This is a genomic window from Teredinibacter purpureus (genome assembly GCF_014217335.1).
Taxonomy (GTDB): Bacteria; Pseudomonadota; Gammaproteobacteria; order Pseudomonadales; family Cellvibrionaceae; genus Teredinibacter; species Teredinibacter purpureus.
Map to the genome: position 1 here is coordinate 1443502 of NZ_CP060092.1, position 14983 is coordinate 1458484.

Below are 14983 nucleotides of genomic sequence, written 5' to 3' on the forward strand. Positions count from 1 at the left end.
ACGCTAAGCCCCTCTTTCGAGGGGCTTAGGTTTTTCACCTATATAGGTGAAAGCCTTTAGCTGTTCGGTTCTCCGAACATTGCGCTTAACGATTCTTCGTTGCTGATGCGACGCATAGCTTCTGCGAGCATATTCGCGAGGGTAAGCGTGCGAATAAGGTCGCAATTTTTACCGGCATCAGAAAGCGGGATAGAATCGGTAATGACGAGTTCATCTATTTGGGAGGCGTTTAATCGCTCAATGGCCGGCCCAGATAAAACTGGGTGGGTGGCGTAAGCGATAACTTTTTTAGCGCCGTGTTTTTTCAGGGCTTTGGCTGCGTTGCACAAAGTGCCTGCAGTATCGACCATGTCGTCGACCAGTAAGCAGGTGCGCCCGTCAATATCGCCAATAATGTTCATGACTTCGGCTACGTTGGCTTTGGGGCGACGTTTATCAATAATGGCCAGCTCTATGCCGAGACGTTTGGCCACGGCCCGCGCTCGAACGACGCCGCCTATGTCTGGTGATACGACGACCAAGTCTTCAAATTTTTGTTTTTCGATATCTTGTAGGAGTACCGGAGAGCCGTAAACGTTATCAACGGGTACGTCGAAAAAGCCTTGAATTTGTTCCGCGTGAAGATCAACAGTGAGCACTCGATCGACGCCTACGGTAACCATCATGTCGGCTACAACTTTGGCTGTAATAGGGACGCGGGCTGATCGAACACGGCGATCTTGGCGGGCGTAACCAAAGTAGGGGACAACGGCAGTAATGCGTCCAGCGGAAGCGCGGTGAAGCGCGTCCACCATCACGATCAATTCCATGATGTTGTCGTTGGTAGGGTTACAGGTCGGCTGAATAACAAATACGTCGCGACCGCGAACGTTTTCGTTTAGCTCCACCATAATTTCACCGTCAGAAAACTTATCGACGGTGACATCCCCGAGTGGTATTCCTAAATTCGAGACGACTTTTTCGGCAAGTTCAGGATTGGCGTTGCCACTAAATACCATCAAATCAGGCACGTTTGTGCTCCTTCTGCAGTTTGTTGCAAAGGTTGAAGGATAGAGTAGGGAGGGTGCGCATAGAAGAATAAAAGTGGCTGGGGTGGAAGGATTCGAACCTTCGCATGACGGGATCAAAACCCGCTGCCTTACCGCTTGGCTACACCCCAGTAGAACTGTTATCGGACAAACCGAAGATTAGGGGAGGCATTGATGCAGTGGCGAATGATTTACGCCCTTGGCCACAAAGCCTTTCAAATGCTCGGGTCGTTTGGCAAAAACATTCTGCGCTTGCTGTTTAGAGCCGAAGCCTGCAAATACACATGCTCCCGTTCCGGTTAGCTGCGCTGAGCCATAAAGACTGAGCCAATCAACCGCATCTCTCACCTGCGGGAACAGTCGTTCAACCAGTGGCTGACAGTCGTTTTTCCCGCCCTTCTCGAGGAAGGCGGCTACTGTAATGGCGAGCGTATCTCTTGTCAAATCTTTATGTGAAAAAATTGCAGCGGTACTCACGTGACAGCTAGGCGCAATAATTACGTACCACTGATTTGATATTTCAATTGGGCACAATTGATCGCCAATTCCAGATGCCCAAGCGGATTTGCCTCGGACGAAAACGGGGACGTCTGCACCCAGTTGTCGACCCAGCTGTGCGAGTTCGTCGTCTGAGAGGCCGCATTGCCAGAGCGCATTCAGGCCGACGAGTGCTGTCGCCGCATTGCTACTGCCGCCGCCAATACCGCCGCCCATGGGAAGTTGTTTGTGCAAGTAGAGGTTGGCTCCAAGCGTTGTTCCGGAGGTTTGCTGTAATAGCTTCGCGGCTTTTACGACTAGGTTGTCATCATGTGGAACACCGGGAATCTCTGGTGCAAGGTTAATCTCCCCGCTGGTATTAGTGTCCAGTTCGAGCCTATCTCCCACGTCTAGTAGCTGAAAGACTGTTTGAAGCTCGTGGTAGCCATCGGCACGTCGGCCAGTGATATGAAGGAATAGGTTGAGTTTCGCCGGGCACGGCAGGGATATAGCTGGCAAGGGTTTAAAGCTCCCACTTTTTTAGTAATAGCGTGAGGGTGATATTGTCGCGAGAGGCTACCATTTTTGCTGGTAGCGTTAAATGATCTAGTGCTTGGTAGCGCTTGTATTCGATTGTCCAGCCTTCCTGTTGTAGCGATGTTAGCTGATGCTTTTCGTTTTCGTGCTTCGCGTCTATTGCGGCGTTGGGTGAGGGGAGGCCGCGAACCCACCATTTCATTGCGCTCACAGGGAAGGCCCAACCTAAATTCATGGTAAGTAATTCTTCTGCACTGGAGGCCGATTGTTCAGTACCATCCGCAAAGAGTCGAATTTTACCGCGTTGTTTTTCGAGTTTTGCGTTTCCTTGGCCCAATGGCCCGCGAATACGGATTCTGTAATCGTCGCCCCAGTTATACCAGTCAAAGTGTGCGCTGTGAGCGGTTTTGCCGTAACGGATGGCGAGTTTGCCTTCGACTTGCCAGTTCTCCATTTCGAGGGTGGTAAGAGGAGTCGTACGTGCGGTTGTTGCGGGTGTTAGGGTGCACCCGCTCAATACGGTGGTGAGTGTGAGGCAGAGTGCCAGTAGGAAGCGCCGCATTGTCGTCGTTAATCCAGTTGGACTTTAAGTCTGTGTAGGGTTTCGTGGATAACACTGCTTTGAGGGTTAAGTTTAAGCCCTTGTCGCCACACCTTTTTCGCTTCTTGTTCGCCGCCAGTAATCCAGAGGACTTCACCCAGATGAGCGGCAATTTCGTGATCGGGCATGGCGCTCATGGCTTCTCTGAGACGGGTCAAAGCAATTTGGTGGTTGCCTCGTCGGTATTCGATCCAGCCGAGGCTATCAATGACGGCCGGGTCTGTTGGGTTCAGCGTAAAAGCCTTTTGAATGTAGGTGTAGGCTTCGTCTAGCCGATCGGTTCGGTCCGCTAAGGTGTAGCCGAGTGCATTTAGGGCGGCCGTATTGTTGGGCTTGAGCGTAAGAATAAGCTTTAGATCTTGCTCGGCCGCTGCAATGTAATCAATACGGGTGTAGAGCATTGCGCGGGAATAAAGAAGGCGAGTGCTTTCTGGGAACTCCAGCAAGCCATCGCTCAGTACCAGCTCTGCCGCGCTCATTTGCCCAGCGGTCGACATAATCTCTGACTCAAGAACAAACAAGCCTTCTTTGTAATTTCCTTCGGTTTGTACACGCTGCTCGCGAATCAGTTTAAGCGCCTCTATTTCGCGGTTGCTATTGGTGAGTATGGCGGTAGCTCGTGACATGGCGTTGAGGTAGTTTTGGCCGGGTTCCACTTGCTGCAGGTGTGTCAGTGCTTGTGCGGTATCGTCTGTATTTTCGTAAAGGTCGCCCAAGTGGTAGTGTGCGGACGATTCGTAATAGCCGCTATCGAGTAGCGATTGGAAATGCGCTTTTGAGCTGGCGAGGCGTCCGCTCTCCTTTTCTACGATAGCGAGGGAGAATAATATTTCGGGATCGTTGGGTGCTTGTAACAGCAGCGTTTCAAACTGGCGGCGGCTTTCGTTTAAATCGGTTGCCGAAATTATACGCGCATAGCGAGCACGCAGTGTGAAGTTATCTGGGTTGTTGGCAACGAGGGTAGACAGTTTTTTTAGGGCTAGATCTTGTCGGCCCATTTGCTGAAGAATGCGTGTTTCTTGAAACGCCGCGCGCAAGTTGTTGCTGTCGGCGGCTAAGACTTTTTCAATCGCTTTTAGCGCGAGCCTGTTTTGCTGGTCGTGTTGGAGCAAAACGCTGTAGCCGAGTAAGAGTTGTTGATTCTTGGGGTATTCCTGCAAAAGTTGGCGATAATCATTGATGAGGGGGCGAACAGAGGCGACATCTACCTCTGTAGCACGTACAGCGATGGCATCGAATGCTGTAGGCGCGCCGTTGCGAAGAAGGTCTGTGGCGTGCGCCATGGCTGTCTTTAATTGTTTGGCCTCTATAAGCTCAGCTGTTGCGATAAGCTTGGCTTCATTGTTGTGAGGCTCTAAGTCTACCCATAGTTCTGCCATCTCAAGTGCTGGCTGATGCGCTTTGAGTATGCGCGCAATTTGTGTCGCGCGAGCCGTAACATCGGGGTCGCGAGTTGCGATGGATTGCTGAACATAGTTGCTTAGCGCTATATCGTAACGTTTGCGGTCTATCGCCATTTCTGCGACTAAAAGTGCATAGAGAGTATCGCTAGAAAGAGTGCGGTCAGGAACTTTGGTGGGGGATTCAGTGGGCGAGGTTATCGCGTTGGGATCGGTTTTTTGTGGCTTAGAAGAGGCGCAGCCTTGTAATAAGACGGCGCCCAGTAGCGCGCTGCCCACCAATTTTAAAGGTGTGGCTAAAAGGTGTTGTCCAATGAGTGTCGACAGCTTAATCATGGGGTGCGGTAGCTCTTCTATGTTATCGGTGTACGGGTAAACCACGGCCTCTGTGGAGGGGCGAAGCCGTCGAGGGTAAGCGGGGCAGGGGAACTAGGGTTTGATAATACAGTATGGCCATGCAAAGCCGTGACTCAATTAAAGTATCAAAAGATCGCCTCGAACCCGATTCTTACATTACTTAACGCGCTACCGGTTAGCTTGCTTGCGCGAGCGAATCGAGATTGCTTAGTATTGACCTCCGCGACGTGTCTTGGGTTCCCGCCAACTTTAAGCCCATAAATAGGGCGTGTTAGCTCAGTATAACAAGCCGCAAGGCAGATGACCGCTTAGATAACCACTATGTACGTGTGTTTTTATGTTCTCAGACCTTGCCTAAACCGGCGGCAACACAGAAAATGGGCGGCTTTTCCCCGACTCCGTAATTGATAGGCTCTATGACGCTATTTGCTTTAGGCATTAATCACAATACCGCCAGCCTTGATGTGCGTGAGAAAGTCGCGTTTTCTCCGGCTGAATTAGAGCGTGCGTTGCGTAATGCTGGCACTCAGGCGTTTATCAGTGAAGTGGCGATTCTATCAACCTGTAATCGCACTGAGATCTACGGCCAGGCCGAGCTGGATGGCAAACAGCTGTTGGCATGGCTGGCCGATCAAAAAAAGGCGAACGCGGCGGAACTGGAAGGTTGTCATTACTTGTATCAAGGTAGTGATGCGGCTCGTCATATGATGACGGTAGCCAGCGGGTTGGACTCACTTGTGCTGGGCGAACCCCAAATTTTAGGGCAGATGAAATCGTCGTACGCGGTGGCGCGTGAGGCGGGAGCACTAGGCAGTGGTTTGCACGATGCTTTTCAGCGCGTTTTCGCTGTGGCGAAAAGAGTGCGCTCAGAAACTGCGATTGGCGAAAACCCTGTATCAGTTGCTTATGCAGCCGTTTCGTTGGCACAACAGATATTCTCTGATTTGAAACAGGATACCGCACTGTTAATTGGTGCGGGCGAGACCATTGAATTGGTGGCACGACACCTTAAAAATCAAGGAATTAAGCAGTTGGTTGTCGCCAACCGTACATTGGAGAATGCCCGCCATTTGGCTGAAGAGTTAGATGCTCAAGCCATATTGTTGGCCGATATTCCGGCATACCTGCCGGCTGCAGACATCGTGATATCATCCACGGCCAGTCAGCTGCCATTACTGGGTAAGGGTGCAGTGGAGGCCGCGCTTAAAATACGCAAACACAAACCCATGTTTATGGTGGATATTGCCGTACCGCGTGATATTGAGTCTCAAGTGGGTGATTTGGCCGATGTTTATTTATATACGGTTGATGACCTAAAAGATGTGATTGACGAGAACATGAAGTCGCGAGAGCAGGCGGCCGAGATTGCACGCGAAATCATTGAACAGGGTGTTGATCAGTTTAAACATGATCAGCGAGCTCTGTCAGCGGTCGAGGTAATTAAAGGGTTCCGCCAGCAAATGGACGGATTGCGCGAGCAAGAATTGCAAAAGAGCTTAAAAGCGTTGGAGGCGGGAAGTGATCCGTCGCAAGTGTTGAGTGGCTTAGCGCGCAATCTCACGAATAAATTTTTGCACCAGCCAACGTCTGAATTAAAGCGCGCAAGTGTCGATGGCAAGACGCAACTATTACAGGATTTTAAAATTTTATTTGGTTTGTCGGACGACGACTAAACACCATAGCGCACTCCTCTTGAGCGGCGCCTTCACTAAAGATAGAAGTGATCAATGAAAGATTCGATTAAAGAAAAGCTGGATAATTTGGTAGAGCGTTACGATGAAGTGGGCGCATTATTGGGCGATCCCGGTATTATTGGCGATCAAAATAAATTTCGTGATCTAGGCCGAGAATATGCTGAGCTTGAGCCGGTAGTAAAATGTTTTCAGGAATACAGCAGTGTATCTGACAATATTACCGAAGCGCGTAGCTTAATGGATGATAGCGACCCCGATATGCGTGAAATGGGGGTGGAAGAGTTTAAAGCCAACGAAGCGCTACTTGAACCGCTAGAATTACAGTTGCAGAAATTGTTGTTGCCTAAAGATCCGAATGATACCAAAAACGTATTCCTCGAAGTGCGCGCTGGTACAGGTGGAGATGAGGCCGCAATTTTTTCGGGAGATTTATTTCGCATGTATTCTCGTTACGCCGAAAACCGTGGCTGGCGAGTAGAGGTTATCAGTGAGAGTTTGGGCGATCACGGCGGATATAAAGAAATTATTTCCCGTGTTGTTGGTCAAGGTGTGTATTCTCAAATGAAATTTGAGTCGGGCGCTCACCGCGTACAGCGTGTGCCCGAAACCGAATCTCAGGGGCGCATTCATACGTCGGCGTGCACAGTTGCTATTATGCCGGAGGCTGATGAAGCCGAAGATGTTGATATCAATAAAGGTGATTTACGCATAGATACCTTCCGTGCATCGGGAGCGGGTGGTCAGCACGTTAACAAAACGGATTCAGCCATTCGCATCACGCACGTACCTACAGGCCTTGTGGTTGAATGTCAGGATGAACGTTCACAGCATAAAAACAAAGCAAAGGCGATGTCGTTATTAGCGGCACGCTTAAATAATGCTGAATCCGAAAAAGCCGCCGCAGAACAGGCCAGTGAGCGTAAAAGCTTAGTCGGAAGTGGCGATAGGTCCGAGCGTATTCGTACCTATAATTATCCTCAAGGACGTGTAACGGATCACCGTATCAATTTAACCTTGTATAAACTTGACGAGATTATGCAGGGCGGTTTAGACGATGTTGTGCAGCCTCTCGTGAATGAACATCAAGCTGACCAATTAGCCGCTCTGGCGAATTAATGAGTGAGCGCTCTGTTGCGGTTACGTTAAAACGTGCCGCTGAGTTACAAACGGTCAGCGATAGCGCTCGGCTGGATACTGAATTATTACTCAGTCATGTTTTAGATAAGAATCGCACATGGCTTTTTACTTGGCCTGAAAAGCAGTTGTCTGAAAGCCAAATGCAAGCCTTCGATAGACTGTTTCGGCGTCGATTGAACGGCGAGCCTATCGCCCATATTCTGGGTGAAAAAGAATTTTGGTCCCTTCCTTTTTATGTAGATGCATCCACTCTTATTCCTCGCCCCGATACCGAGCGGTTAGTTGAATGTACGCTAGAGCGGGCAGGGGGAAACTCAGCGCTATTAGATTTAGGTACCGGCACTGGCGCAATTGCGCTAGCGTTGGCCAGTGAAATGCCCTGTGCAACAATAATCGCTGTCGATAAATCCGAGAAGGCTGTGGCATTGGCTACCCGCAACCGGGATCGTTTGCAATTGTCGAATGTAACGTTGCGCGTGAGCGATTGGTTTGAAGCACTGAAAGGCGAACGGTTTGATTTTATTGTGAGTAATCCACCCTATATCGATGCAAACGATCCACACTTGAACGAGGGTGATGTTGCCTTCGAGCCGGCTAGCGCGTTGGTGGCTCAAGATCAGGGTATAGCGGACATTCACACGATTATTGCCGAAGCACCGTTGTATTTGGGCGATAACGGTTTGTTGTTGTTGGAGCATGGCTGGCAGCAGGCGGCTTTAGTGCGAGACTTGTTCAAACGGTACGGTTTTCGTGAGGTGCAAACCTTTAATGATATTGGGGGTAATGAGCGTGTGACTCTTGCCAAAAAACCTCTTGATGCATGTGCTTCCAATAGGAGCGAATGAAAAAAATGAATGATCAGCAGTTGCTCCGTTACAGCCGCCATATTTTATTAGCCTCTGTAGGCGTGGAAGGGCAAGAGCGCTTTATAGAGAGCCGTGTGCTTATTGTTGGCTTGGGAGGGTTAGGCTCGCCCGTTGCACTTTATTTAGCGGCATCAGGTATTGGTGAGTTGGTGATAGTGGATGATGACAGCGTTGAAGAAACCAACTTGCAGCGACAAATTATTCATACGGAAAAATCCCTTGGTAAAACAAAAGTCACTTCAGCGCAAGGCGCATTAGAAGAATTGAATTCAACTGTAGAGTTGTTTGTTTTTGATAAGCGATTATCAGGGCAGGAGCTGTTGCAGCAAGTGGAGCAAGCAACTGTAGTGGTGGATTGTTCCGATAATTTCACCACCCGAAAACAATTGAACCACGCTTGTTATACCTTAAATACACCCTTGGTTTCAGGTGCGGCTATTCGTTTAGAAGGGCAGTTAACAGTTTTTGATTTTCGCAATGAGCAAAGCCCGTGTTATGAATGCTTATACCAACTTACGGGTGATGAAGATTTAAGTTGCGCAAACAATGGCGTGCTCTCGCCCGTAGTGGGTGTTGTGGGAGCATCGCAGGCTTTAGAGGCGCTAAAGTTAATTGGCGGTTTTGGTAAACCAATGGTAGGGCAGCTAGGTTTATTTGATGGCGGCGCAAATGTTTGGCGTTATTTAACGATTAACAAAGATCCTGCATGTGGGTGTTGTGGCAAAGCAGGGAGTGTTTGACGAGAGGCTTCTCGTGATGTTTATCCTATGTTTACGAACGTCCAGCGCGTATTTCTTGTAGATAAAAAGGGATCATTTTTTCTAAATACAGATTGTCTTCTTTTTTTGCGGTTCTATCGATCGATAGAACACTCGCATCACCAACCAATACCAGCGAGTCAGGTGCAATAATATACTCCTCAATGCTATCGATTTGGCAGCAGGTTTTGTTCAAATGCCAGCCGGTACGAAGGCTTATCTGCGTATTCGAGAGGATTATTTTTGAGCTGCCAACAAACCCCAAAAACATATGAACAGCCAAAACATCAATAACGCCTATTATGATATTGGCCACCATAGACTGCCCTTTCGTCATAAATACTAGGAGAACGGTGGCAATGGCAAACATGCTGACGATAAGTAGACCGGGCGTTAAATTGTGATAGTTAAATGGCGTACTAATGGAGGTTTTATTTTTTAGCTGTTTAACGGTTAATTGCGTGTTTGTGGGCAGAGGAATAGGCTGAAAGTGAAGGCCGTGTTTTTCCCAGTAGGCTAATAAGGGGAGGTTTAGTTCTTCGTGGCTCCGTACACTATTTTTTGAATATACTCGATTGTGAAAAGGTAGCGCCATTGTGATCGCCATTTTTTCTGCAATGGTCCTTGCGTAAACCGGGGAATCTCCCTCGTAGATAATCGAATTGTTTACGCCTAATAGGCTTATCGGAAAGTAGCTTGCAGTATTGTTTTTTGTTGTTCGTTTCGTTTTTATTCTAAGAACGATTGCTTTTGCTTTTTTATGGCTAAAACGTATTTTTTTAAAGACAAATATGAATCGTTTTTGCAGGGTTAAGGTTTTGTGTTCGTTATCGATGACGAGCGTTTTTCGATAGAGCAACCGGTATAACCCCAGCAGCGCCAGTGCTACGGCTATGTAGCGTTCTAAGAATTGAGTTTGAACACTGCCTTGGCTAATGTTTTGACTGATTAACAAAGCAACGGATAGCCAGAAAAAACCTGATAAATAGTGTTTGTAGGGTTCTACAAGAAGGTCTATTGAATGTGTCATATTTAAAATATTGATCGTTATCTTTTGTTGCCGAGTGTAAAGTCATTTTTTCGAGGTTTAAAACGAAAAAAGCCCTGCTTGTTTAGCAGGGCTTCAGATTACACTATATTTGAACTTAGTATTTGTATGTGGCTTCCAAAGCGATCGTCATGGGGCGACGGACAAAACTATAATGGGTGTTAGTGCCAAACTGGCTGTCAGAAAGAGGAGCATTACCGGTGTAGGTTACTACTTTTTCGTCGAGCAAGTTCTTGCCTAAAATACCTACGCTCCAATTATTACTTTCGAGTCCAAGGCGTAATCCCATCATGTTGTAGCCATCGATTTCACCACTCGGGTCGAGATTGACGTGAACCTGATGAGCGCCGACGTGCTGCCAATCGAGTACGCTAATAAAATCGATATTGTTGCCAAGCGAATGCACGTAGTCGAGAGAGAAGTTGAAGGTCATTTCGGGTGTGTAAACACCACGTTTTCCTGTGTAATCACACGCGTCTGCAATTGTGTCGCCGTCGCTATCGGTATTGGGGGTTTGACCGGCAAAACAGTTACCGTTCTCAAAATCTTTGTATTCAAAATCGAGGAACGAGAAGCCGTAAAACGCGGTTAAGTTGTCCACGACCAGCCAGCGACCGTCAACCTCCAAACCTTGTACAACGGTTTCTTTTGCGTTGCCCACGTTAAAGCCTACGCCACCATCAAACTGGCTGATTTGTAAATCTTCGTAGGTGGTATGGTAAAGCGCAAAGTTGAGTTCGAGACGACCGTCCGCGAGGGTGTTTTTCATCCCTAGCTCCATGGCATTCGCGGTCTCGTTGTCAAATTCGAAATATTGTAGAGGGTTCTCTTCCTCTGCTGGAGGAGCCGGTGCCGCAGGGTTGGCCGCACGGAAATCAAATAAACCGACACGGTTCGAGCGAGGGTCGAAGCCACCGGCTTTAAAGCCTGTAGTGAACGAGCCGTACATCATCATGTCGCCGCTAATATCGTACTCAACATTAATAAGCGGCGTAAATGCAGATTCGTCGCGACTACCTTTAACATCGTAGCCGGCGTGCATGAGTGGCGTTGTACCGTCAGCACCAACAAATGCGGTATTGTTCTCGACGAGAAATACACCCATATAAGTGCTGCCTATCGCAGGATCCGAAAGCACTTCGTCGGTGATAAGTGATACCGCGTTTACTTCTTTAGTGGCGTCTTTGGTTTCTTCGGTGTAACGAGCGCCGAGTGTTAGGTGCCATGCGTCAGAAATACTCCATGTCGCACGACCAAATAAAGCCCATGCTGTGGAGGACTGTTCGAAATCGCGGCGAATTCCGGTGTTGGTTAGTACGGGGTAGGTGTCGGCCAGTACATTTCCTTCGGCTAAATTAATTTGATCGTCAAAGACTTGATCATAATTTTGAATGAATGCGCCGGCTAGCCATTCGACTGTCTCGCCCATAGGCGACGCAATACGAATTTCATGGCTGGTTTGTTCGTAATCTTCATTTAGTTCTACAGGCACAATATCGGCGGGTACAAAATCACAGTCGCAAAGTTCGTTGTAGCTAAAATCCAGTAAGCCGGTAATCCACGTTACGGTGTGCTCACCGAGTGCGTAATCGGCTTTAAAGGTGAAGTTGTTGATTGTGTTATCACTGTGCTCAGCGGTATCCGCTTGGCGTATGAGATCGGTTTCACTTTCGAAACCTGGGCGGCTCAACACTCCTTGCAGAACTTCGTTGTAAGTAAGGCCGTAGGGAGAGCTGGCCAGTACTTCGTCTTGAGTAATTTCGATTGCGCGGCCGGTTGTCTCAAATGTATGTTGCTCGGCTTTAACATAGATGTCGAGGTTGTCAGAGGCTTGCCATGTCACACTTAAACGCGCGCTGTCTTCGGTACGCTCAGGCTGGTCAGCATCTAAATAACTGTTATACATATAGCCGTCGTCAGTTAAATGACGAATGGCGAGACGCGCCTGTACGTTGTCGCTTAAACCGCCGGAGAGCATGCCGTTAAGTTCGGTGGTATTGAACTCTAGCTCTTGAGAAACAGAGGCGCGTGCTTCGAAATCATGGGTCGGTAGCGCCGAGGTTAAGTTTAAGGCCCCAGCAATACTGTTTTTACCGAAGAGCGTGCTTTGTGGGCCTCGAAGTAATTCTGCGCGTTCCATATCCATCATGGGGGATCGGAATAATTGTGCTCGGCCGTAGTAAACACCGTCGAGGTACATGCCTACAGACTGTTCGAAACCTTGGCTGTTATCGGAGCCAATGCCACGCACTCGAACTTGGGTACTAAGGCCTGTTTCAGTGAAATGAATGTTAGGCATGTGGAGGGTTAAATCACCCAGGTTTTCGATGCCAGCCGATTCGAGTTTTTCGCCGCTAATCGTGGCAACCGAAAGAGGAACTTCTTGTAGGTTTTCTGCACGCTTTTGTGACGTGACAATGATCTCTTCTAACCCTTGGGCGGCAGTTAAAGCAGAAAGCTGCGCCGCGGCTATACCAATGGCAATCGCAAGGGGTTTGCGGATAAAAGTCATTTTTGTCTGTGTAAATCGGCTCATTGTTCCTCCGGTTTATTATTATCTTTTTGTGCGTGGTCGGAGTATAGGATACACCGTTACCAAAAATGTACCCCTAAGTGCGGGTTTAATTTCAATCATGACAAAAAGAATCAAGGGTTATTACAAAACGGTTCGAAATATAACAATTTAGTCCTTATCGCGCATCGTAATATTCGCGGTACCACGCGACAAAAAGGTTAATTCCGTGCTGAATGCTCGTTTCCGGCTTAAAACCGACGTCGCGCACGAGTGCGCTTACGTCTGCACAGGTCGAGGGAACGTCACCTTGCTGCATTGGCATCATGTTTTTTTCTGCTGTTTTACCTAAGGCTTGTTCGATAGCGCCGACGAAATCCATTAATTTTACGGGGCTATTGTTACCGATATTGTAGACTTTAAAGGGACAATAGCTTTCAGAAGGATTTGGTTTTTCACCGTCCCACGATTGGCTGGCTTCCGGGATTTTATCAGTGGCGCGTACAACGCCTTCTACAATGTCATCGATGTAGGTGAAGTCGCGAGCCATTTCGCCGTTGTTAAAAATATTGATAGGCTTGTCGTCGAGAATGCCTTTGGTGAAGAGCATGGGTGCCATGTCGGGGCGTCCCCATGGGCCATATACCGTAAAGAAACGCAGGCCTGTGGTGGGCAGCTTGTAAAGGTTGCTGTACGAATGGGCCATGAGTTCGTTAGATTTTTTACTAGCGGCGTACAGTGATACGGGGTGATCAACATTATGTTGTTCGGAGAATGGCTGTAATTTGTTTGCGCCATAAACGGAGCTAGACGACGCATAAACGAGATGAGGCACCTTTGTATGGCGGCATCCTTCAAGAATATTGAGGAAGCCCACAATATTAGAGTTAATGTACGCGCGGGGGTTTTCTATTGAGTAACGCACGCCGGCTTGTGCCGCGAGGTTTACTACTCTATCGAACTGGTATTGTTTGAAGAGCGCTTCAATACCGGTATCGTCCGCTAAATCTAACTTTTGAAATTCAAAGTTGGGATATTTATCGAGTAGCGCCAAGCGAGAGTGTTTGAGCTGGACATCGTAATAGTCGTTGAGATTATCGATTCCAATAACATCATCGCCGCGTTTAGCAAATGCTTCTGAAAGGGCTTGGCCAATAAATCCTGCGGCACCGGTAACCAGTATTTTCATAAGTTAATCTGTCGTTAAGTGTTGATGGTAATAAGTAGGAAGCGGATTTTAGCAACTTATAAGCGCCAAAGGTGAATTCCTTTTTCTGCAAAACCTTTCCGGTCGAGCATACCTTTAATATCCAGTACCGTACTATCGGTATTTAGCCTAGATTCGATGTCGTCAATGGAGAGGGTTTTATAGGATTGGTGGGCAACAGTAAAGACCAATGCATCAAGCGCATGTATGTCGCAGAGGTTAACGAGTTCAATACCGTATTCACTCATGGCTTCTGCCGCGTCGGCCATAGGGTCATGCACGAGTAGCTCTACACCGTAGCTGCGAAAGGCACGTATTACATCAATAACTTTGGAGTTGCGAAGGTCTGGGCAGTTTTCTTTAAACGTCAACCCAAGTACCGCTACGCGCGCGCCCTTCACGACTTTCCCAGCATGAATAATATGCTTGATAGCTTGTTGAGCAATAAAATTGCCCATGCCGTCGTTAATCATTCTACCCGCCAAAATAACATCGGGGTGATACCCCATTTTTTCGGCTTTATGGGTAAGGTAATAAGGGTCGACACCAATACAATGGCCGCCGACTAGGCCCGGACGAAAGGGCAAAAAATTCCATTTTGTACCGGCGGCTTCTAGTACATCCAGCGTATCGATGCCGAGCCGTTCGAATATTAGCGATAGCTCATTCATGAGTGCGATATTTAAATCCCGCTGGGTGTTTTCAATAACTTTTGCAGCTTCAGCAACTTTAATTGATGCGGCTTGATAGACACCCGCGGTGACAACGCTCCCATATACGCGTGCGACAATGTCCAATATCTCCGGTGTTTGGGCAGAAACGATCTTCGTAATATTGGTAAAGGTGTGCTCTTTGTCGCCGGGGTTAATGCGTTCGGGTGAGTAGCCCACAAAAAAATCTTTGCCGCACGTCAAGCCCGATTCGTCTTCCAAAATAGGTACGCAGTCTTCTTCCGTTGCCCCTGGGTATACAGTTGATTCGTACACTACGATATCGCCAGACTTTAAAAAGGGGCCGAGCGTTTTAGAAGCCCCAATAAGAGGGCTTAAATCCGGTTGGCGAGAATCGTTAATGGGCGTTGGCACCGCCACAATGTGAAAGTCAGCCTGGGCAAGCTCGGCGGCATCGCAACTATAGTGGATGTTCGTTTTCGCAAGCTCTTCTGGGGTGATTTCTTGAGTGCGGTCAATACCACGCATTAGCTCCTCTACTCTGGAAGCGTTAATGTCAAAACCGATGGTTTTTGCATGATGGCCAAATGCGACCGCTACAGGTAGCCCAACGTAACCAAGGCCTATAATGGATATTGTTCGATTGTGCATAAGATGACACTCACTCCTAGGGGGTACCGAGGGCGTAAC

Annotated in this window: 12 protein-coding genes and 1 tRNA gene; 4 read left to right on the forward strand and 9 right to left on the reverse strand. The window is 48.2% G+C overall.

What is annotated here, in order from left to right; all coding sequences use genetic code 11:
- Positions 1-56: 56 nt before the first annotated feature.
- The 5 genes from H5647_RS06390 to H5647_RS06410 form a co-directional block, all read right to left on the reverse strand.
- Positions 57-1010: a ribose-phosphate pyrophosphokinase gene (locus tag H5647_RS06390; RefSeq protein ID WP_200911640.1), complete on the reverse strand. Its 954-nt coding sequence runs from the start codon at positions 1008-1010 to the stop codon at positions 57-59.
- A 74-nt stretch (positions 1011-1084) separates the two neighbouring features.
- Positions 1085-1159, reverse strand: a tRNA-Gln gene (locus H5647_RS06395).
- Between the two features lie 28 nt (positions 1160-1187).
- Positions 1188-2024: a 4-(cytidine 5'-diphospho)-2-C-methyl-D-erythritol kinase gene (gene ispE, locus H5647_RS06400; protein ID WP_045857229.1), complete on the reverse strand. Its 837-nt coding sequence runs from the start codon at positions 2022-2024 to the stop codon at positions 1188-1190.
- A gap of 4 nt (positions 2025-2028) precedes the next feature.
- Positions 2029-2604, reverse strand: coding sequence for a lipoprotein insertase outer membrane protein LolB (gene lolB, locus H5647_RS06405; RefSeq protein ID WP_052691904.1), 576 nt, complete (start codon positions 2602-2604; stop codon positions 2029-2031).
- Positions 2605-2612: 8 nt separating this feature from the next.
- Complete coding sequence (locus H5647_RS06410; RefSeq protein ID WP_162926302.1) at positions 2613-4379, reverse strand: tetratricopeptide repeat protein; 1767 nt, start codon at positions 4377-4379, stop codon at positions 2613-2615.
- 437 nt (positions 4380-4816) lie between these two features.
- Between H5647_RS06410 and hemA the strand changes: the two genes are divergently transcribed.
- The 4 genes from hemA to H5647_RS06430 are packed head-to-tail and all read left to right on the forward strand — an operon-like array spanning position 4817 to position 8837.
- Positions 4817-6073 (forward strand): glutamyl-tRNA reductase, encoded by a 1257-nt coding sequence (gene hemA / locus H5647_RS06415; RefSeq protein WP_045857230.1) that lies wholly within the window; start codon positions 4817-4819, stop codon positions 6071-6073.
- A gap of 54 nt (positions 6074-6127) precedes the next feature.
- A complete protein-coding gene (gene prfA / locus H5647_RS06420) occupies positions 6128-7210 on the forward strand; it encodes a peptide chain release factor 1 (RefSeq protein ID WP_045857233.1) in 1083 nt (360 codons plus the stop codon).
- Positions 7210-8076, forward strand: a complete 867-nt coding sequence (prmC, locus tag H5647_RS06425; RefSeq protein ID WP_045857235.1) for a peptide chain release factor N(5)-glutamine methyltransferase — start codon at positions 7210-7212, stop codon at positions 8074-8076. The genes prfA and prmC overlap by 1 nt, the downstream gene beginning before the upstream one ends.
- A 5-nt stretch (positions 8077-8081) precedes the next feature.
- The gene (locus H5647_RS06430) at positions 8082-8837 is read left to right on the forward strand and encodes a HesA/MoeB/ThiF family protein (RefSeq protein WP_045861148.1); all 756 of its coding nucleotides are present in this window, start codon (positions 8082-8084) and stop codon (positions 8835-8837) included.
- Positions 8838-8868: 31 nt separating this feature from the next.
- Here H5647_RS06430 and H5647_RS06435 read toward each other — a convergent pair whose 3' ends face one another.
- The 4 genes from H5647_RS06435 to H5647_RS06450 all read right to left on the reverse strand — a co-directional run bounded on the left by H5647_RS06435 (position 8869) and on the right by H5647_RS06450 (position 14944).
- The gene (locus tag H5647_RS06435) at positions 8869-9885 is read right to left on the reverse strand and encodes a hypothetical protein (protein WP_045857236.1); all 1017 of its coding nucleotides are present in this window, start codon (positions 9883-9885) and stop codon (positions 8869-8871) included.
- A 115-nt stretch (positions 9886-10000) separates the two neighbouring features.
- Complete coding sequence (locus H5647_RS06440) at positions 10001-12439, reverse strand: TonB-dependent receptor (RefSeq protein ID WP_045857238.1); 2439 nt, start codon at positions 12437-12439, stop codon at positions 10001-10003.
- 154 nt (positions 12440-12593) lie between these two features.
- Entirely contained in the window at positions 12594-13604 is a 1011-nt protein-coding gene (locus H5647_RS06445) for an NAD-dependent epimerase (RefSeq protein WP_045857241.1), read from the reverse strand.
- A gap of 56 nt (positions 13605-13660) precedes the next feature.
- Positions 13661-14944, reverse strand: coding sequence for a nucleotide sugar dehydrogenase (locus tag H5647_RS06450; RefSeq protein WP_045857243.1), 1284 nt, complete (start codon positions 14942-14944; stop codon positions 13661-13663).
- Positions 14945-14983 lie beyond the last annotated feature (39 nt).